Consider the following 20,885-nt stretch of genomic DNA (forward strand, 5'->3'; position numbering starts at 1 on the left):
GGATATGGAAAAATTTACAGTTTATACAGGAACAACGGTTCCTCTTATGAATGATAATATCGATACCGACCAAATCCTACCCAAACAGTTTCTGAAGTTGATTGATAAGAAAGGTTTTGGAAAATACCTCATGTATGCTTGGCGTTATCTGGATGATCAGTATACTGAGAATCCAGACTTTGTCTTTAACCGACCTGAATATCGCAAAGCCAGTATTCTCATCACAGGAGATAATTTTGGGGCTGGTTCTTCGAGGGAACACGCGGCTTGGGCACTAGCAGACTATGGCTTTAAGGTCGTGATTGCAGGTTCTTTTGGAGATATTCATTACAATAATGAACTCAATAATGGCATGTTGCCTATTGTACAGCCTAGGGAGGTTAGAGAAAAGCTAGCCCAACTTAAACCGACCGACCAGGTAACTGTGGACTTGGAACAACAAACAATCATCTCACCAGTTGGAGAATTCACTTTCGAAATTGATAGTGAGTGGAAACATAAGCTCTTAAATGGTTTAGATGATATCGGTATTACCTTGCAGTATGAAGACTTGATTGCTGCTTACGAAAAACAACGACCGGCCTACTGGCAGGATTAGTAAAATAGAAAAGGAACTATAGAACTATGACAAAACACATTCAATGGAACGGAACACTTTCTCAAGAAGGCTATGACATTTTAAAAGGTGAGGGCGGATGTATCGTTTGCCCCACAAAAGTTGGTTACATTATCATGACGAGCGATAAGGCAGGTCTTGAACGCAAATTTGAAGCTAAAGAACGTAACCGTAACAAACCAGGTGTTGTACTTTGTGGTAGCATGGACGAGCTTCGCGCTTTAGCACAACTCAACCCAGAAATTGAAGCCTTCTACCAAAAACATTGGGACGAAGATATTCTCCTCGGTTGTATCCTTCCATGGAAAACAGAAGCCTTTGAAAAATTGAAAGCATACGGTGATGGTCGTGAAGAACTCATGACCGATGTGCGTGGAACGAGCTGTTTCGTTATCAAGTTTGGGAAAGCTGGTGAACAATTGGCGGCCAAACTTTGGGAAGAAGGCAAAATGGTATATGCTTCATCAGCTAACCCATCAGGAAAAGGAAATCGTGGTAAGGTTGAAGGAATCGGTCAACGTATCGAAGGCGCAGTGGACCTTGTCATTGAAGCAGATGACTATGTGGCATCTATCCAACCTGATAAAACAGTTGAGACTCGTTACGAGCAAGGTGTGATGGTGTCTATGGTCGATAAAGACGGCAAACTCATTCCAGAACAAGGTGGAGCACGTTCAACTTCACCAGCGCCAGTTGTGATCCGTAAAGGACTGGATATTGATAAAATCATGATGCATCTGTCAGACACCTTTAACTCATGGGACTACCGTCAGGGTGAGTATTATTAAGATAAAAAGAGCCTAGTATTAAGAGCAGTTGAAGCTCCTAACGCTGGGCTTTTTCTTTAGAAATTCTTTTCTTTTTTAATGGGATGTGTTATTCTAGATTTGAAATATATGTTAATAGATAGTGTAATATTCAAACATTATCAGAAAAAGGAGTCTAATTGATGAATGATAGAAGAGTTAGTTTAGAAGATTTTTATGATTGGTATCAAGAAAATGAAATTAATTTAAGAGAATCTGCAAAACAATACAGTTTGAAAAATGAAGAATTGAGAGAGGAATTTCTTAAGGAGTGGCCACTTGATAGAATTTTAACCATGTCTATCGATGAATATGTCATTGGGAAAGGTGCTACAAGTAATTCTTTTTGCTATGTTCTTGAGACTGGAAAGTACCATTCATTATTTATGGGAATTGGTGGAGGAGGTTCTTCAAAATTTGGTATTTATTGGAATGAGGATACTAAAAGCTATAAGAATCAAGCTAATAAAATCATTCCAGAATCAGAACTAGAAGACCGATTTAACAAATTAAAATCAGATTTGTATGAGATCATTCAAGCTGGTAGAAAATTAGATTTCAATAATCCTATCTTTGACATGAAAAAGTCAAAGAATGAATTTATTGGGCGTTCTGCGGTGGTGACAAAATTACTTTGTATTTATTCTGAGAATCATTCTTTTTTAGGGGTAAATATGAATAGTCAAAAGAGATTCTGGAACAAGCTACTTCCTCAAAAAAATCAAGGGGGGCCATATCTTCAGAATCATGAGATTTGTCAACTCGTATTGCAAAAGTATCCTGAGCTGGAACCATCATTGTTGGGGAGTATCTTATTTGAATATTCAACACAATTTTTAGACGAAAAAGAAAAGAAAGAAGAAAAAATGTCTCTAGAATATAAGGTTTATCATCCATTGAGTCAAACTCTACTACAATCCAAAAACCTCATTCTCCGTGGTGCTCCTGGTACAGGTAAAACCTATCTTGCTAAAGAAATTGCCAAAGAATTAACGGATGGCAACGAAGACCAAATCGGCTTTGTTCAGTTTCATCCATCCTATGACTATACAGATTTTGTGGAGGGGTTAAGACCGGTATCAAATGGGGATGGCGCTATTGAGTTTAAGCTACAGGATGGTATTTTTAAAGATTTTTGTCAGAAAGCAAAAGAAGCCCAATTGATTGGAGGACAAGACAATTTTGACCAAGCTTGGGATTCTTATTTAGAATATATAAATGTTGCTGAAGAAAAAGAATATATAACAAAAACATCTTACTTATCTGTTAATAGTAGACAAAATTTGTCAGTAAATTATGATAGTGGTGTCCCAGGATGGTCAATACCTCGCAAATATGTTTACGAGTTGTATAAAGATAAAAATTATAATAAGCAAGAATACTACAAAAGTGGTGGAAGAACTGTCCTAGAAACATTGAGAAAGAGATTTGGTCTGAGAGACTACCTTTCTCCAACAGAGGTTGAAACAGACAAGAAATTCGTTTTCATCATCGATGAAATCAACCGTGGTGAGATTTCTAAGATTTTTGGGGAACTCTTTTTCTCAATTGAGCCTGGTTATCGTGGTGAAAAGGGGAGTGTTTCTACCCAATATGCCAATCTACACGAAACTGATGAAAAGTTCTATATCCCTGAAAATATCTATATTATCGGAACTATGAATGATATTGACCGTTCGGTGGACACCTTTGATTTTGCCATGCGTCGTCGTTTTCGTTTTGTTGAAGTTACTGCTGAAAGCCAACTAGGTATGCTAGATGATGTTCTTGGCGATAAAGCTGAAGAAGCGAAAGCGCGTCTAAGAAACTTGAATGCCGAAATTGAGAAAGTTCAGGAGCTAAACAGTCACTATCATATCGGACCAAGTTATTTCCTTAAACTAGAAGAAGTAGACTTTGACTATGAGTTACTCTGGTCTGATTATCTGAAACCACTCTTGGAAGATTATTTACGAGGTTCTTACGAGGAAGTTGAAACTATAGCAAATTTGAAAAAGGCCTTTGACAAGACAAGCAATGAGCAAAAAAATCAGGTAGTTACTGACAACAATGAAGGCGATGGAAATGAAAATGCGGATCACTGATAATCAGCATAAGATTATTAAAGAAGACTTTGTTGCAGAATATCCCAAAATAAGCCAACTTCTCTTAGATAGAACATTAGGAAATCTTTCTCAAGAAGATAATATCTTTATTTTTCCAAGTGACCTAGAATATTCTCCGGACTTAGATAAGGATCAAAAAATCTTAGAAACTGTCAATCGGGAAATAAAGACAGGAAATATCATTGGATTTCTTGGCTACGGTCAGGAGAGATTAACCATTTCTTCTCGTTTTTCAAACGAAAGTAATGACTATTTTTTACATTATCTATTGCAAAAGGTTCTTCATATCAATCTGACTAGTTTAGATGTTGCTTTGTCGCGTGAAGACAAGCTCTATCAACTTTTGATGTATCTATTTCCCAAGTATCTGCAAGTTGCTCTCCGAAAAGGTCTTTATAAGGAATACCAGCGATTTTCTCATAATGACAGCCATGTTAAGGGAGTGATTGATGTAGGAAATCATCTCAAGAAAAATCTTCCTTTCACGGGAAATATTGCCTACACAACTAGAGAGTTTACCTATGATAATCCTCTTATGCAGCTGATCCGTCATACAATTGAATTCATGAAGAATCAGAAAAGTATAGGGAGAGGAGTTCTTGAAAATCTCTCAACTAGCCGTGAAAATGTCTCTGAAATTATTCGTGTAACCCCATCTTATAAACTAGCTGATCGTGCTAAGATTATCAGACTAAATCAAACCAAACCTCTTCGTCATGCCTACTTTCGAGAGTACAGAAAATTGCAAGAGCTTTGCCTGATGATCCTAAATAGAGAAAAGCATGGTTTAGGATACCAAGAGCAAAAAATCCATGGTATTCTTTTTGACGTTGCCTGGCTTTGGGAAGAGTATGTTCATACTTTGTTGCCAAAAGAGTTCATCCATCCACGAAATAAGGATAAGATGGATGGTATTTCAGTATTTTCTAATCGTGAAAGAAAAATATTTCCAGATTTTTATCATAAAGAGTTAAAAATCGTTTTAGATGCTAAATACAAAAAACTGGAATTGACTGAAAAGGGAATCAATCGTGAAGACTTGTTCCAGCTGATTTCTTATTCTTATATTTTAAAAGCTGAGCAGGCTGGGCTTGTTTTTCCGAGCAAGGAAAAGGTAGTTGATAATGAGATAGGTAAGCTAGCAGGTCATGGAGCCCTGTTGAAGAAATGGTCTATCCAAGTCCCTGGACAAGCTGAAGGTTATCAAGATTTTGTCAGGAAGATGGAGTCCTTTGAAAAAGTCTTTATAGAAAATCTAGGTAGAAATTTAAAAGGTAAGAGAAATTCAGGGTAAATGTCTAGTTATCTTATTGATCGAAAATACGAAACACGAACATTATTTGTTTTCGAACATAATAATTGACAAAAAACGGACATTATTGTAAAGTTGTTAGAGTAATTGTCTGGAAAAGACGAGGCTATTCCTAACTTTAGGAAGGTCTAAACAAGAGAAATGAGAGAAATATGTTAAACGAATTTCCGATTTTTGACTATGAAGATATTCAGCTAATCCCAAATAAGTGTGTCCTTCAAAGTCGAGCAGAAGCTGATACACATGTGACCTTGGGAAAACATACCTTTAAGTTGCCAGTTGTTCCTTCTAATATGCAGACTATCTTGGATGAAGATGTTGCTGAACAGCTTGCCAAGGGTGGCTATTTCTACATCATGCACCGTTTTGATGAAGAAGGACGCATTCCTTTTGTGAAACGCATGCATGAAAAAGGGTTGATTGCATCTATCTCTGTTGGTGTTAAAGATTACGAGTATGATTTTGTTAGTCAATTAAAGGCTGATGCTCCAGAGTACATCACTATTGATATCGCTCATGGACATGCCGACAGTGTGATTTCAATGATTCAGCACATCAAGAAAGAATTGCCAGATACGTTTGTCATCGCTGGTAACGTTGGTACTCCCGAGGCAGTTCGTGAACTTGAAAATGCTGGAGCAGACGCTACTAAGGTCGGAATCGGTCCAGGTAAAGTATGTATTACTAAGGTTAAAACTGGTTTTGGTACTGGTGGTTGGCAGTTAGCAGCTCTTCGCTGGTGTGCTAAAGCTGCGCGTAAACCGATTATTGCCGATGGTGGTATCCGTACACACGGAGATATTGCCAAGTCAATCCGCTTTGGTGCAAGTATGGTTATGATTGGTTCTTTATTTGCAGGCCATATCGAAAGCCCTGGTAAAACTGTCGAAGTCGATGGTAAACAATTTAAAGAATACTATGGTTCTGCTTCGGAATACCAAAAAGGTGCCTATAAGAATGTCGAAGGTAAGAAAATTCTTCTTCCTGCCAAAGGACATTTACAAGATACCCTAACTGAGATGGAACAAGATTTGCAAAGTTCGATTTCTTATGCTGGAGGTCGTAAAGTAGCTGATCTTAGACATGTAGATTATGTCATCGTGAAGAACTCTATCTGGAATGGAGATGCTCACTAAAAAATATCATTACTTATTTATGCCATGAATAGGCGTGGTGTTTCTACAAGGTACCGTAAATACCTAACAATGAGTAAGTCGAAGAGAGATAAAAAGAAGCAGACTATCTGTTTCGATATTTCCAAGGGACTTACGTTGTAAGTCCCTTTTTATTTCGGAGGTTATTGTGAAAATACTAGAGGAACGTATTTTAAAAGATGGGAATATTCTAGGTGAGAATATTCTTAAGGTGGATTCCTTCTTGACCCACCAAGTTGATTATTCCTTGATGCGCGAGATTGGTCGCACCTTTGCAGAACATTTTAAAAATGATGGTATTACCAAAGTCGTAACCATTGAAGCATCTGGAATTGCTCCAGCTCTATATGTAGCTGAACAATTGGATGTACCTATGATTTTTGCTAAGAAGGCAAAAAACATTACTATGAATGAGGGAATTTTAACTGCTGAAGTATATTCCTTCACTAAACAGGTAACTAGTACCGTATCTATTGCAGGGAAGTTCTTATCTCGAGGAGATAAAGTATTAATTATTGATGATTTCTTGGCAAATGGCCAAGCAGCTAAAGGGCTGATTCAGATTATCGAGCAAGCTGGTGCTACAGTTGAGGCCGTCGGAATTGTGATTGAAAAATCCTTCCAAGATGGTCGTGAGCTGTTAGAAAAATCAGGTCATCAGGTAGTATCACTTGCTCGTTTAGAGAGTTTTGAAAATGGAAAAGTCATCTTCAAGGAGGCAGAAATCTAATGAATCAAAAAGAAAACCACTCAAAAGCGGCCGTATTGGGCTTGCAACACTTACTTGCTATGTACTCAGGTTCAATCCTGGTACCAATCATGATTGCAGGTGCCCTAGGTTACTCACCTCAACAACTGACATACCTTATCTCTACAGATATCTTTATGTGTGGTGTTGCAACTCTATTGCAGTTACAATTAAATAAATATTTCGGTGTCGGTTTACCGGTTGTTCTGGGTGTGGCCTTTCAGTCTGTTGCTCCACTTATTATGATTGGACAAAGTCACGGTAGTGGTGCTATGTTTGGTGCCTTGATTGCTTCTGGTATTTATGTCGTTCTTGTAGCAGGTGTATTTTCTAAGATTGCTAATCTGTTCCCTTCAATCGTAACAGGTTCTGTCATTACAACAATCGGATTGACCTTGATTCCAGTAGCTATCGGAAATATGGGAAATAACGTCGAAAAACCAACGGGACAAAGTCTAGCATTAGCAACAATCACTATTCTTATCATTCTCTTGGTTAATATCTTTACAAAAGGGTTTATTAAGTCAATTTCTATTTTGATTGGTTTGATTGCAGGTACTATCATCGCTGCGACTATGGGCTTGGTTGATTTCTCTCCAGTAGCAGAAGCTCCACTTGTTCATATCCCAACTCCATTCTACTTTGGTGCTCCACAATTTGAGATTTCTTCTATTGTAATGATGTGTATTATCGCTACTGTATCAATGGTAGAATCAACTGGTGTATATCTTGCCCTTTCTGATATTACTAAAGATCCAATTGATAGCACTCGTCTCCGTAATGGTTATCGTGCTGAAGGTCTTGCTGTTTTACTTGGTGGACTTTTCAATACCTTCCCTTATACAGGATTTTCACAAAACGTAGGTTTGGTGAAACTTTCAGGTATTCGTACACGCTTGCCAATCTACTATGCTGGTGGTTTCCTCATCTTACTTGGTCTCTTGCCTAAGTTTGGTGCCTTAGCACAGATTATTCCTAGCCCTGTTCTAGGTGGAGCCATGCTCGTCATGTTTGGTTTCGTTTCACTTCAAGGGATGCAAATCTTGGCACGTGTGGACTTCGAACATAATGAACATAACTTCCTCATTGCAGCAGTTTCTATTGCTGCTGGTGTGGGATTAAACGGAAGCAACCTCTTCAATACTTTACCGACTGAATTACAAATGTTCTTCTCAAATGGTATCGTCATTGCAAGTACAGTGGCCATCATTTTGAACGCTATTTTGAATCGTAAAAAATAAAAATAAGTGAGAAGGATAGAAATATCCTTCTCATTTTGTTTTTTAGAGCTTCTGTATTGTTTCTATAGTCCTTTTTATGGTAAAATGGTTCTATGAATGAAAGAATGAAAGAGCTCGTTGAGTTGCTCAATCGCTATGCGACAGAGTATTATACAAGTGATAACCCATCTGTATCTGATAGTGAGTATGATCGTCTCTATCGTGAACTGGTAGAGTTAGAAAAAGCTCACCCAGAGCAAGTCTTGCCAGATAGTCCAACCCACCGTGTTGGCGGTAAGATTCTAGATGGTTTTGAAAAATATAGTCATCAGTATCCTCTCTATAGTTTGCAGGATGCTTTTTCTCGTGAAGAGCTCGATGCCTTTGATGCGCGTGTTCGTAAAGAATTGGATGACGTTACTTATATCTGTGAGTTGAAAATTGATGGTTTATCGATTTCCTTGACTTATGAGCAAGGAATTTTTGTTGCTGGAGCGACTCGTGGTGATGGTTCTGTCGGTGAGAATATCACAGAAAATCTCAAACGTGTCAAGGACATTCCTTTATCCTTAACAGAGAAATTAGATATCACTGTTCGTGGTGAATGTTATATGCCAAGAGCTTCTTTCAATCAAGTCAATCTTGCTCGTCAAGAAAACGGGGAGCCGGAGTTTGCTAATCCACGAAATGCTGCTGCAGGAACCCTTCGCCAGTTAGATACAGCAGTAGTAGCAAAGCGTAATCTTGCAACTTTCCTCTATCAGGAAGCAAGTCCTTCAACTAGAGACAGCCAAGAGAAGGTTTTAAATCATCTGGAACAGTTGGGCTTTGTTGTCAATCCAAGACGACTATTAGCGCACAGCATGGATGAGGTTTGGCAGTTTATCCAAGAAATTGGTCAAGAAAGAGATCAGTTGCCTTATGATATTGATGGTGTTGTTATTAAGGTCAACGACCTAGCTGGTCAAGAGCAGCTTGGATTTACAGTCAAAGCACCAAAGTGGGCAGTAGCTTATAAGTTTCCAGCAGAAGAAAAAGAAGCGAAACTTCTTTCTGTTGATTGGACAGTAGGAAGAACTGGTGTCGTAACTCCGACTGCTAATCTTACTCCGGTGCAATTGGCAGGTACAACAGTTAGTCGTGCAACCCTGCATAATGTAGACTATATCGCTGAAAAGGATATCCGCAAGGATGATACAGTGATTGTTTATAAGGCAGGGGATATCATTCCAGCTGTTTTACGTGTAGTAGAATCCAAGCGTATATCTGAAGAAAAACTCGACATTCCAACAAACTGTCCAAGTTGTGACAGTAAGCTTTTGCATTTTGAAGATGAAGTTGCCCTTCGTTGTATAAACCCACGTTGTCCAGCTCAAATCAAGGAAGGTCTAATTCATTTCGCATCTCGTGATGCCATGAATATTTCTGGCCTTGGTCCATCAATCGTAGAAAAATTATTTGCCGCCAATTTAGTTAAAGATGTTGCAGATATATATCGTTTGACAGTTGAAGATTTTCTCTTGTTAGATGGCATCAAGGAGAAATCGGCTCAAAAACTTTATCAAGCTATCCAATCATCTAAGGAAAATTCTGCAGAAAAACTCTTATTTGGTTTAGGGATTCGTCATGTTGGTAGCAAGGCAAGTCAACTACTCTTACAACATTTCCATTCGATCGAATCACTTGCTCAAGCAAATCCTGAAGAAGTAGCAAGTATCGAAAGTCTAGGGAGTGTTATTGCTCAAAGTCTTCAATCCTATTTTGAGTCTGAGGGTGCTCAACTACTTTTAAGAGAATTAAAAGAATTAGATGTTAATCTAGATTATAAAGGACAGATCGTTGCGGCAGATGCAGCCTTATCTGGTCTGACTGTTGTACTGACAGGAAAGCTAGAGCGTTTAAATCGTTCAGAAGCTAAAAATAAACTAGAAAGTTTAGGTGCCAAGGTAACTGGCAGCGTATCGAAAAAGACCGATCTTGTGGTAGCAGGAGCAGATGCAGGGAGCAAACTCCAGAAAGCGCAGGAATTGGGAATCGAGATTCGAGACGAAGCTTGGCTTGAAAGTTTGTAAGGAATACACAGTCTAGAATACTCATCTATCATTTCTTGCTTCTATCCAATTATTATAATCAAGAAATGCTACTATATAAATTTAACAATTAGAAATTAGGAAAAAACATGTATCATTATCCTGTACTTATTCATTATCATCGTAAAGATGACGCTTATAAGGCATGCAGTTTCAATAAGAATCCTCTAGATTCAGTAGAGTTTATCAAAGAAGAAGAATACTTTGGAGAAAAATTTTCATTTACTCAACTAAGTGAAACACCTCTCGAACAAATGCTGTTTACAGTTGAAAAAAATGGAGTCAGCAAAGAATATCCTATCCGATTCAATCATTATCCACTCTTAACAGAGGTTTGGATTTTAGATGGGGATGATACCGTGTATTATTCTGAAAATCCAGCTATCGCAAGTCCACACTATAAAGATCAAAATCCATTTGCTTTTGATAAAGCGATTAACAGTGCTAGTTTTGACCATCACTGGGGTTACCAAGGAGAGTTGGGATGCCAGGTTTCCGAAGAAGAAACAAGCTTTAAACTTTGGTCGCCAACAGCAACAACTGTACAAGTTGTAGTTTATGAATCAGCAAGTAATGATGCGGCTATCCTAAAGACTTATGAAATGCAACGTGGTAACAGTTATTCATATAGTCACAAGGATAATACAATTGGCGTTTGGAATTTGACAGTTCCTGAAAGTCTTGCTGGTCGTGCCTATCAATATCAGATTAATTTTCCACATCATCAATCATTGACACGAGATCCATATACCATTGCGACAAGTCCAGATGGCAAACGTTCAGCGATTCTTTCAGAAAAAGAACGTCAAGTTGAAGGTTTTGAAGTTAAGAATGGAACGGAAGCTACTTGGCGATTGGAAAATTCTTGTCAAGCTGTTGTTTACGAAATGCATATTCGTGACTTGACCAAGTCTGAAACTTCTGGTGTTGCTCCAGAATTAAGAGGAACATTCTTGGGTGCTGCCCAAACTGGAACAGTCAATCACTTCGGTCAGTCTACTGCATTTGACTACATCAAGGAACTTGGTGTTAACTATGTTCAACTGCAACCAATTGCTGATCGTCACAAAGAGTATGATGCAGATGGAAATGTGACCTACAACTGGGGTTACGATCCACAAAACTACAATGCACAAGAAACCAGCATGTCTACGAATCCAAATGATCCAGGACAAGTTATCCGCGATTTGAAGACGATGATTCAAGCCTACCATAATGCTGGAATCGGCGTCATTATGGATGTGGTTTACAACCATACGTTTTCAACTGTTGATGCTCCATTCCAAACAACCGTTCCAGACTATTATTACCGAATGAATCGCGATGGAAGTTATCAAAATGGTACAGGTGTAGGAAACGAAACTGCAAGTGAACACGAAATGTTCCGTAAGTACATGATTGATTCACTTCTCTATTGGGTAAATGAATTTAATATTGATGGTTTCCGCTTTGATTTGATGGGAATCCATGATGTTAAAACGATGCAGATGATTCGTTGGGCTATGGATGAAGTCGATCCTAAAATCATCCTTTATGGAGAAGGTTGGGATATGGGAACTGGTCTTGCTCCTTATGATAAGGCTAAGAAAGACAATGCCTATCAGTTACCTAATATTGGCTTCTTCAATGATGATCAACGTAATGCGATTAAGGGTGCTGAAGTTTACGGTGATATCAAATCAGGCTTCGTAAGTGGTGCTGCCACTGAACCAATTGTTGCCAAAGCTATCCTTGGTAGTCGTGAACTAGGCTCTTATCTAAGCCCTAACCAGGTTGTCAACTATGTAGAAGCCCATGATAACTATAACTTGCATGATTTATTAGCGACACTTCATCCAACAGAAGACCAAGCAAGTATCATGAAAAAGGTAGAAACAGCAACTGCAATGAATCTACTCATGCAAGGCATCTCCTTTATGGAACTTGGTCAAGAGTTTGGACGTACCAAACTGGTTCCTACAGGTGAAAACGGTGTGTTGACTCATGATGATCGCGAACGTGCTATGAACAGTTACAATGCTCCAGACGCTGTTAACCAGGTAGACTGGGACTTAATCAATGAGCGTCAAGAAAGCATTGAATTTATTCGTCAGATTATAGGTCTTAAAACAAAGACTAGTGCCTTTTCATATCCTACATACGAGGAAGTATACCGTCACGTCTTTGTTCACACAGCTATTGAAAATAGTGGCTGGATTGTCTATGAGATTCAGGGAACTAAAGAACATTTCTTGGTTGTATTTAATGCCAAAGGTGCATCTTTCTATTATGAAAATGCTGGAAATCTAGAAATGTTGGTAACAAATAGTCGTTCAAATCAAGAAAACACTCTTGATAATGTGAGCGTTGCAGTTATGAATGTTTTAGTTTAAAAAAATAAAACTCAAGATTAATCTTGAGTTTTTTTATATATAAATTTGTCCTAATAAAAAATATGGGAATATTACTAAAAATAGTTGAAAATTTCAGAAAATTTGATAAAATTGTACTTAAGATACTTTATCCGAACAAAAAGTTTGATTCATGAAAATAACGTTAAGTTTTTTAAGTATCTGTTTTGCAAAATTAGGATTGAAAAAAATATTGTAAGTGATTTAATGCTACAAAAACTTTTATCAAGGTAGAATATCAATAAATACTGAAAATTTAAGAAATGTCAAGATAATTACTTGAAGATTTTCTAAAAAATATTTATGATAATTCGGAAATTGGTTGAAAGTTTTCTTAAAAGATAGTATAATAGAAATATAGAAAACGCTTACAATATAAAGGGGGATTTATGGATACATTAGAAGCTTTAAGAACTTTTACAACAGGCGAAAATTTCCATCTTCAGCACTATTTGGGCGCACATCGTGAGGAGAAAGACGGGGAATGGGGTTACACATTCCGAGTTTGGGCTCCAAATGCGCAGGCTGTTCATCTAGTCGGTGATTTCACGAATTGGGTTGAAAATCAAATCCCTATGGTTCGAAACGAATCTGGAGTTTGGGAAGTTTTTACAACTTTTGCCCAAGAAGGTCAGATTTATAAATATCATATCACACGGGCTAACGGTCATCAGCTTATGAAGATTGATCCTTTAGCTGTTCGGTATGAAGCACGTCCAGGCACAGGTGCTGTTCTAACAGAAATTCCAGAAAAGAAATGGAAGGATGGACTTTGGTTAGCTCGTAGAAAACGTTTGGGATTCTTCGAAAGGCCAGTTAATATTTACGAAGCACACGCTGGTTCATGGAAACGAAATCCAGATGGAACCCCATATAGTTTTGCTCAATTAAAAGAAGAGTTGATTCCTTACTTAGTTGAAATGAACTACACTCATATAGAGTTTATGCCTTTGATGGCTCACCCGCTAGGTTTGAGTTGGGGCTATCAACTTATGGGATATTTCGGTTTAGAACATTCTTACGGAAGACCAGAAGAGTTTCAAGACTTTGTTGAGGAGTGTCACTTAAACAATATCGGTGTTATCGTGGACTGGGTTCCAGGTCACTTTACAATCAATGATGATGCCTTAGCCTACTATGATGGAACTCCGACTTTTGAATATCAAGACCATAACAAAGCTCATAACTATGGTTGGGGGGCATTAAACTTCGACTTAGGGAAAAACGAAGTACAATCTTTCCTAATTTCTAGCATTAAATTCTGGATTGATTTTTATCATTTAGATGGTATCCGTGTAGATGCCGTAAGTAATATCCTTTATCTTGATTATGATAATGCACCTTGGACACCAAATAAAGACGGTGGAAACCTTAACTACGAAGGCTATTATTTCCTTCAGCGTTTAAATACTGTTATTAAGCTAGCTCACCCTGATGTCATGATGATTGCAGAAGAAAGCTCTTCAGCAACTAAAATAACAGGTCCGAAAGAGATGGGTGGTCTTGGATTTGACTACAAGTGGAACATGGGCTGGATGAATGATATCTTACGTTTCTACGAAGAAGATCCAATTTACCGCAAGTATGATTTTAACCTTGTAACCTTTAGTTTTATGTATGTCTTTAATGAAAATTATCTCCTACCATTCTCACATGATGAGGTTGTACATGGTAAGAAGAGTATGATGCATAAGATGTGGGGGGATCGTTATAATCAATTTGCAGGCCTTAGAAACCTTTATACTTATCAAATTTGCCACCCCGGTAAGAAATTGCTCTTTATGGGTAGCGAATTCGGGCAGTTCTTAGAGTGGAAATCAGAAGAGCAATTAGAATGGTCAAACCTTGAAGATCCAATGAATGCCAAGATGAAATACTTCACATCTCAGTTGAATCAACTTTATAAGGACCACCGTTGTCTTTGGGAAATTGATACAAGCTATGATGGAATTGAAATTATCGATGCAGATAATAGAGATCAGAGTGTTCTTTCCTTTATTCGTAAAGGAAAGAAAGGAGAGATGCTAGTCTGTGTCTTTAATATGGCACCAGTCGAACGTCCTGATTTCACAATTGGACTGCCAGTTGCAGGTGTGTATGAAGAAATTTGGAATACAGAGTTGGAACAATGGGGAGGTGTTTGGAAAGAACACAATCAAACCGTTCAAACTCAAGAAGGATTATGGAAGGATTATGAGCAGACTTTGACCTTTACCTTGCCAGCTTTGGGGGCAAGTATCTGGAAAATCAAACGTCGCTTGAAACCCGCTAAAAAAGAATCAAATAAATCTCAAAAAGGAGTAGAAAATGAAGAATGAAATGCTAGCTTTAATCCTTGCCGGTGGGCAAGGAACTCGTCTCGGTAAACTCACTCAAAGCATTGCAAAACCTGCTGTGCAATTTGGTGGGCGCTATCGTATCATTGACTTTGCTCTTTCTAACTGTGCCAACTCTGGTATCCACAATGTTGGGGTTATCACACAGTATCAACCTCTTGCTCTCAACAGCCACATAGGTAATGGTTCTAGTTGGGGTCTTGATGTAATTGATTCAGGTGTTTCTATCCTTCAACCTTACTCTGCAAGTGAAGGAAATCGTTGGTTTGAAGGTACAAGTCATGCGATTTACCAAAATATTGACTATATCGATAGCATTAATCCTGAGTATGTTTTGATTCTTTCAGGAGACCATATCTACAAGATGGACTATGATGATATGCTCCAATCACACAAGGATAACAATGCCAGCTTGACAGTTGCTGTTTTGGATGTACCACTAAAAGAAGCTAGCCGTTTCGGTATCATGAATACAGATGCTAATAATCGCATTGTTGAATTCGAAGAAAAACCTGCCCAACCAAAATCAACTAAGGCATCAATGGGGATTTATATCTTTGACTGGAAACGACTTCGCAACATGCTAGTTGCTGCTGAAAAGGCTAACCTAGATATGTCTGATTTCGGAAAGAATGTTATTCCAAATTATCTTGAAACTGGTGAAAGTGTCTATGCTTATGAATTTAATGGATACTGGAAGGACGTTGGTACTATCGAATCACTCTGGGAAGCAAATATGGAATACATCTCTCCAGAAAATGCTCTAGATAGCCGTAACCGTCAATGGAAAATTTATTCTCGTAACCTTATCGCTCCACCAAACTACCTTGGAGAATTTGCTCAAGTAGAAGATTCTCTAGTAGTAGATGGATGTTACGTGAATGGTACTGTAAAACATTCCATTCTTTCTACAGCTGCTCAAGTTCGTAAGGGAGCAGAAGTTGTTGATTCTGTCATCATGAGTGGAGCAGTTATCGGTAGAGGTGCTAAAATTACACGTGCAATCATCGGTGAAGGTGCAATTATTGCCGATGGTGTTGAAATTGATGGTACAGAAGAAGTACAAGTAGTCGGATATAACGAAGTAGTGGGGGTAGCAACAGATGAAGATTGATAAATATTCAGCGATTTTAGGAAATACCGTTGGTTTCCATGATATGTCAACCTTGACAAGTAACCGTCCAGTGGCAAGTTTGCCATTTGGAGGAAAGTATCGTTTGATTGACTTCCCACTCTCAAGTTTAGCAAATGCTGGTGTTCGAAGTGTCTTTGGAATCTTCCAACAAGATAACATCAGCTCTGTATTTGACCACATTCGTTCAGGACGTGAATGGGGGTTGAATACCCTTCTTAGCCACTACTATCTTGGAATCTACAATACTCGTGTGGAAAGTAGTACTGTTGGTAAAGAGTATTATCAACAACTCTTGACTTATTTAAAACGTTCTGGATCTAACCAAACGGTTTCCTTGAACTGTGACGTTTTGGTAAATATTGATCTTACTCAGGTTTTCCATTTGCATAATACTACAAAATCTCCTATTACAGTTGTTTATAAGAAACTACCTAAAAAGGATATTTCAGAAGTAAATGCTATCCTAGATATTGATGAAACTGACCACGTGCTCTCTCACAAACTCTTCGATAAAAAAGCTGAACAAGAATACTACAACATGTCAACGGATATCTTTGTTGTAGATACTCAATGGTTGATTGAACGTCTGGAAGAAGAAGCTCAGAAAGAACACCCAGAAAAACTACGTTATGTTCTACGTGACTTAGCAGCGGAATCAGGCGCTTTTGCATATGAGTATACTGGTTACTTAGCTAATATTCATTCTGTAGAAACATACTACCAAGCCAATATTGATATGCTTGATCTGCATAAATTCTACTCTTTATTCTCTCCAAATCAAAAGATTCACACAAAGGTGAAAAACGAAGAACCAACTTATTATGCACCTGGTTGTGAAGTAAATACTTCGCAGTTTGCTTCTGGTAGTATTGTCGAAGGTAAGGTTGTTCGTTCAGTTGTTTCGCGTAATGTTCAAATTCATAAAGATAGCTTAGTTAAAGAATCTATTGTTTTCCCTCGTGTTGTCATTGGTGAAGGTGCTCAAGTTGAGTATGCGATTATTGATAAGGGTGCTGAAGTAGCTGATGGAGTTGTTATTCGTGGTACAGCAGAAAATCCTGTTGTCATCAAAAAAGGTGAAAAAGTAACAGAGGACATTCTTTCATGAAAATTTTATTTGTAGCAGCCGAAGGAGCCCCTTTTTCTAAAACAGGTGGCTTGGGAGATGTTATCGGTGCTCTTCCAAAATCATTAGTTAAAGCTGGTCATGAAGTTGCTGTTATCCTGCCATACTATGACATGGTGGAGGCCAAGTTTGGAGATCAAATTGAAGATGTTCTTCAATTTGAAGTATATGTTGGTTGGCGTAGACAATTTTGTGGCATTAAGAAGACTGTTTTAAATGGTGTTACTTTCTACTTTATTGACAACCAGTATTATTTCTTCCGTGGTCATGTGTATGGTGATTTCGATGATGGTGAACGTTTTGCCTTCTTCCAACTTGCGGCTCTGGAGGCTATGGAGCGCATTAGATTTATTCCAGATGTTCTTCATGCTCATGATTATCATACAGCTATGATTCCTTTCTTGTTGAAGGAAAAATACAGATGGATTCAAGCCTATCAAAATATTAAGACTGTCTTAACGATCCATAATTTGGAATTCCAAGGTCAATTCTCTGAAGGTATGCTTTGGGATTTGTTCCGAGTTGGATTTGAACGCTATGCGGATGGTACAGTTCGCTGGAATGACTGCCTGAACTGGATGAAGGCTGGTATCCTCTATGCAGATCGTGTATCTACTGTATCGCCAAGCTATGCTTATGAAATCATGACAACAGAGTTTGGATGTGGTTTGGATCAAATTCTTCGAATGGAGTCTGGTAAGGTTTCTGGTATTGTAAATGGAATCGATACGGATCTTTATAATCCAGAAACGGATCCTTTGTTGGATTATCATTTTAATAAATCAGACCTATCAGGAAAAGCTCAGAATAAAGCTAAACTTCAAGAGAAAGTTGGTCTTCCAGTTCGTCCTGATGTTCCAATGATTGGTATTGTGTCGCGTTTGACAAGACAGAAAGGTTTTGATGTCGTCGTTGAAGGTTTGCATCGCATGCTTCAAGAAGATGTTCAAATCGTTCTCTTGGGTACAGGTGATCCTGGTTTTGAACAAGCCTTCTCATGGTTTGGTCAAGTATTCCCAGATAAACTTTCTGCCAATATTACCTTTGATGTCAAGCTAGCACAAGAAATTTATGCAGCCTGTGATATTTTCCTCATGCCAAGTCGTTTTGAACCTTGTGGACTTTCTCAAATGATGGCTATGCGTTATGGAACATTACCACTTGTTCATGAGGTAGGCGGGTTGAGAGATACTGTTCAACCATTCAATCCAATTGAAGGAACGGGTACAGGATTTAGTTTTGACAACTTGACGTCATACTGGCTTAACTGGGCTCTTCAAACAGCCTTGGATGTTTACTATAATCATCCTGACGTTTGGAAGAAACTTCAAGTCCAAGCAATGGAATGTGACTTCTCTTGGGATACAGCTTGTCAGTCTTACCTTGATCTATATCACAGCTTAGCAAATTAAATAAATAAAATCGTATGATGCTTTCATACGATTTTTTGAGATAATGAAAGTATGGGGAATAAATGAATAAAGCTAGAGGTCTCTGTGTGCTCGATGTAGATGGAACTCTGATAGAAGAAGAGGTTATTGATTTATTAGGGAAAGAGGCAGAGTGCGAAGAAGAAGTAGCCCTGCTAACAGCTCAAGCTATGAGAGGAGAATTAGACTTCGAAGCAAGTTTAAAAAGTCGTGTTTCTCTTCTTAAAGGTCTCTCTATCCATGTTTTTGATAAGATTTATCATGAACTTCACCTTAGTAAAAATGCTGCCAAGTTTATTAAAGTTCTTCAAGAAAATCAGATAGAAGTCGGTTTAGTATCAGGCGGATTTACCACTGTTGTAGAAAGATTAGCAAAAGATTTGGGAATTTCATTATACACTGCTAATCAACTGGAAATCAGAGATGATCATTTAACTGGAAATCTAAATGGCCCTATTATAAGCAGAGAAGTAAAAGAAGCAACCCTCGTGAGATGGGCTGAAGAATTACAAGTGCCTTTTGATAGAACGATTGCAATCGGTGATGGAGCTAATGACTTAAAAATGCTTAAAAGTGCAGGACTTGGTATAGCCTTTTGTGCCAAGAATATTGTGAAAAAGGAAATAAATCTTCAGGTAGATGAGAGAGATTTTGGGAAAGTTTTAGAAGTGATAGACTTCCTTTAGATAGAAAGAGGAATCAAAATGAAAATTGTTATCGCACCGGACTCTTTCAAAGAGAGTCTACCTGCAAACGAAGTAGCAGAAGCTATAAAAAGAGGATTTAAAAGGGTGATACCTAACGTGGAGTGTCTACTTTTACCTGTTGGTGATGGAGGTGAAGGAACAGTAGACGCCATTAAAAGTTCTCTAGATTTGGAAGAAAAAACAGTCCAGGTAACTGGCCCTTTTGGTGATGAGGTTTTGATGTCTTACTTTCAAAAAAGAGAATTAGCTCTATTTGAAGTTGCAAATTTAGTAGGTCTTGCTAAAATTCCTTTTGAAAAACGTAATCCTCTAGAGATTCAAACAAAGGGAATTGGTCAACTAATCTTGCATTTAATAGAACAAGGAATCAAAGATATCTACGTTGGTGTCGGTGGTACGGCAAGTAACGATGGTGGAATTGGCATTGCTTCAGGACTTGGTTACCAGTTTTATGACAAAAACGGAATTGTACTTCAAGTAAATGGTCAATCACTATTTGATATCAGGAAAATTTTGAAGGAAAGAGTAATTCAAATTCCTTCTGATGTACATATAAAAATATTAGCAGATGTGACCAATCCGCTTTGTGGACCTTATGGTGCTACCATTACATTTGGGAAACAAAAGGGATTGGATCCATCTAAATTTAAAGAAGTTGATGCTGCTATTAAAGACTTCTATAGTAAAGTTGGACCCAAAATATTAAAATTAGATGGTGCAGGAGCAGGTGGTGGAATTGCCGCTGGCTTGTGTGCCTTCGCAGGAGCAGAGATTGTATCTGGTATTCAAACTTGTTTGGATTTGATAAACTTCGATCAAAAAGTTACTGATGCAGACCTAGTTATCGTTGGCGAAGGCAGACTGGACTCGCAAAGTCTAGCTGGAAAGGCGCCAATTGGAGTAGCAAAAAGAACACCAAACGGTGTTCCAGTTCTTGCTATTTGCGGTAGTTTATCAGAGGATTTACCACCCTTACCATTTGAGAACATAGTCGCAGCTTTTTCCATACTTGAAAAAAGCGAACCGTTAGCAGACAGTCTAAAAAAAGCAGCTGTTTATCTAGAAAATACAGCTGCAAGCATCGCACAAATCATGTCTTTGAGATAGAGTTAACCAAACCATTTTTTCCAGAGAGAAGTAGGAGCTTTCGTCTCTTTCTCTTGCCACAAGTCTGAAAAGGCCTTTCTGAGGTCTTTTTCACTTGTTTGAACCGGAACATCGCTATGGATAACCAGTCCGAAAGGAGAAGAGTTATGATCTTCAGAAACGATAGTTGCTTGGCAATCAGAATCTTTAGCATTTTTTAAATAATAAACTTGTTTTTCAAACTCAACTTGAGGAGAAATCTTGACAAACAGAGGTTCAGTTCCTTTTTTTAAAGTCTCCAAAATAGTCAAAAAACCTTTTTGAAATTTGTCATCATTAGCAGTAGCGAGTTCAGCGTAGCCAAGAACACGTTCTTCAAACGTACCAAGAAAACGTCTTTGTTCGTCGGGATTTAATTTAAGCCCGCCATGAGCTTTTTCTAATATTTGTTTTGATACATCAGTCATAAATATAGTATATCATAAAAGTCTATAGATAAGGCGGAAAAGAAAGCGATTACTTAACAAACTTAAGGAAAATTTGCACAAAGATAACGTTTTTTCTTGAAAAAGGTATCTTTTTGATGTATCATAGAGGTGTAAAATAATTAAACTCAAAGGAGAG

16 protein-coding genes and 1 riboswitch are annotated in these 20,885 nt (G+C 38.0%); of the genes, 15 read left to right on the top strand and 1 reads right to left on the bottom strand.

From position 1 onward, the window contains the following. Nucleotides 1-4 precede the first annotated feature (4 nt). From leuD to SPAR10_RS09410, 15 genes are all read left to right on the top strand, one after another. Nucleotides 5-598 carry a 3-isopropylmalate dehydratase small subunit gene (leuD, locus tag SPAR10_RS09340; RefSeq protein WP_004253472.1) on the top strand — a complete coding sequence of 198 codons (594 nt, stop codon included), beginning with the start codon at nucleotides 5-7 and terminating at the stop codon, nucleotides 596-598. A 26-nt stretch (nucleotides 599-624) separates the two neighbouring features. Beyond that, the gene (locus tag SPAR10_RS09345) at nucleotides 625-1,404 is read left to right on the top strand and encodes an L-threonylcarbamoyladenylate synthase (RefSeq protein ID WP_004253476.1); all 780 of its coding nucleotides are present in this window, start codon (nucleotides 625-627) and stop codon (nucleotides 1,402-1,404) included. A 161-nt stretch (nucleotides 1,405-1,565) separates the two neighbouring features. Then, nucleotides 1,566-3,506 carry an McrB family protein gene (locus SPAR10_RS09350; protein ID WP_004253479.1) on the top strand — a complete coding sequence of 647 codons (1,941 nt, stop codon included), beginning with the start codon at nucleotides 1,566-1,568 and terminating at the stop codon, nucleotides 3,504-3,506. Continuing rightward, nucleotides 3,493-4,821, top strand: coding sequence for an McrC family protein (locus tag SPAR10_RS09355; protein WP_004253484.1), 1,329 nt, complete (start codon nucleotides 3,493-3,495; stop codon nucleotides 4,819-4,821). Before SPAR10_RS09350 ends, SPAR10_RS09355 begins: the two co-directional genes overlap by 14 nt. Nucleotides 4,822-4,991: 170 nt before the next feature. Continuing rightward, a complete protein-coding gene (gene guaC, locus SPAR10_RS09360) occupies nucleotides 4,992-5,975 on the top strand; it encodes a GMP reductase (RefSeq protein ID WP_004253488.1) in 984 nt (327 codons plus the stop codon). Next, a riboswitch (purine riboswitch) is annotated at nucleotides 5,969-6,065 on the top strand. Its footprint overlaps the gene before it by 7 nt. A gap of 76 nt (nucleotides 6,066-6,141) precedes the next feature. Beyond that, nucleotides 6,142-6,723: a xanthine phosphoribosyltransferase gene (locus tag SPAR10_RS09365; RefSeq protein WP_004253491.1), complete on the top strand. Its 582-nt coding sequence runs from the start codon at nucleotides 6,142-6,144 to the stop codon at nucleotides 6,721-6,723. Further along, nucleotides 6,723-7,982 (top strand): nucleobase:cation symporter-2 family protein, encoded by a 1,260-nt coding sequence (locus tag SPAR10_RS09370; protein WP_004253494.1) that lies wholly within the window; start codon nucleotides 6,723-6,725, stop codon nucleotides 7,980-7,982. Before SPAR10_RS09365 ends, SPAR10_RS09370 begins: the two co-directional genes overlap by 1 nt. Nucleotides 7,983-8,074: 92 nt before the next feature. Beyond that, the gene (gene ligA, locus SPAR10_RS09375) at nucleotides 8,075-10,033 is read left to right on the top strand and encodes an NAD-dependent DNA ligase LigA (protein WP_004253497.1); all 1,959 of its coding nucleotides are present in this window, start codon (nucleotides 8,075-8,077) and stop codon (nucleotides 10,031-10,033) included. A 107-nt stretch (nucleotides 10,034-10,140) separates the two neighbouring features. Next, nucleotides 10,141-12,423, top strand: a complete 2,283-nt coding sequence (gene pulA / locus SPAR10_RS09380; protein WP_004253499.1) for a type I pullulanase — start codon at nucleotides 10,141-10,143, stop codon at nucleotides 12,421-12,423. Nucleotides 12,424-12,830: 407 nt separating this feature from the next. Further along, complete coding sequence (gene glgB / locus SPAR10_RS09385) at nucleotides 12,831-14,759, top strand: 1,4-alpha-glucan branching protein GlgB (RefSeq protein WP_004253500.1); 1,929 nt, start codon at nucleotides 12,831-12,833, stop codon at nucleotides 14,757-14,759. Then, the gene (locus tag SPAR10_RS09390; RefSeq protein ID WP_004253502.1) at nucleotides 14,749-15,891 is read left to right on the top strand and encodes a glucose-1-phosphate adenylyltransferase; all 1,143 of its coding nucleotides are present in this window, start codon (nucleotides 14,749-14,751) and stop codon (nucleotides 15,889-15,891) included. Before glgB ends, SPAR10_RS09390 begins: the two co-directional genes overlap by 11 nt. Next, a complete protein-coding gene (gene glgD, locus SPAR10_RS09395) occupies nucleotides 15,881-17,020 on the top strand; it encodes a glucose-1-phosphate adenylyltransferase subunit GlgD (RefSeq protein ID WP_004253504.1) in 1,140 nt (379 codons plus the stop codon). The genes SPAR10_RS09390 and glgD overlap by 11 nt, the downstream gene beginning before the upstream one ends. Beyond that, the gene (glgA, locus tag SPAR10_RS09400) at nucleotides 17,017-18,450 is read left to right on the top strand and encodes a glycogen synthase GlgA (RefSeq protein ID WP_004253505.1); all 1,434 of its coding nucleotides are present in this window, start codon (nucleotides 17,017-17,019) and stop codon (nucleotides 18,448-18,450) included. Before glgD ends, glgA begins: the two co-directional genes overlap by 4 nt. 62 nt (nucleotides 18,451-18,512) lie before the next feature. Then, complete coding sequence (gene serB, locus SPAR10_RS09405; protein WP_004253507.1) at nucleotides 18,513-19,154, top strand: phosphoserine phosphatase SerB; 642 nt, start codon at nucleotides 18,513-18,515, stop codon at nucleotides 19,152-19,154. Nucleotides 19,155-19,172: 18 nt separating this feature from the next. Beyond that, the gene (locus tag SPAR10_RS09410; RefSeq protein ID WP_004253509.1) at nucleotides 19,173-20,282 is read left to right on the top strand and encodes a glycerate kinase; all 1,110 of its coding nucleotides are present in this window, start codon (nucleotides 19,173-19,175) and stop codon (nucleotides 20,280-20,282) included. Nucleotides 20,283-20,284: 2 nt separating this feature from the next. On the opposite strand, the gene SPAR10_RS09415 is transcribed toward SPAR10_RS09410, so the two are convergent. Next, on the bottom strand, nucleotides 20,285-20,728 hold the full coding sequence (locus SPAR10_RS09415) for a DUF1694 domain-containing protein (RefSeq protein WP_004253510.1): 444 nt from the start codon (nucleotides 20,726-20,728) through the stop codon (nucleotides 20,285-20,287). Nucleotides 20,729-20,885 lie beyond the last annotated feature (157 nt).

The sequence above is a fragment of the Streptococcus infantis SPAR10 genome, from assembly GCF_000279535.1.
In the GTDB taxonomy this organism is placed as follows: Bacteria; Bacillota; Bacilli; order Lactobacillales; family Streptococcaceae; genus Streptococcus; species Streptococcus infantis_I.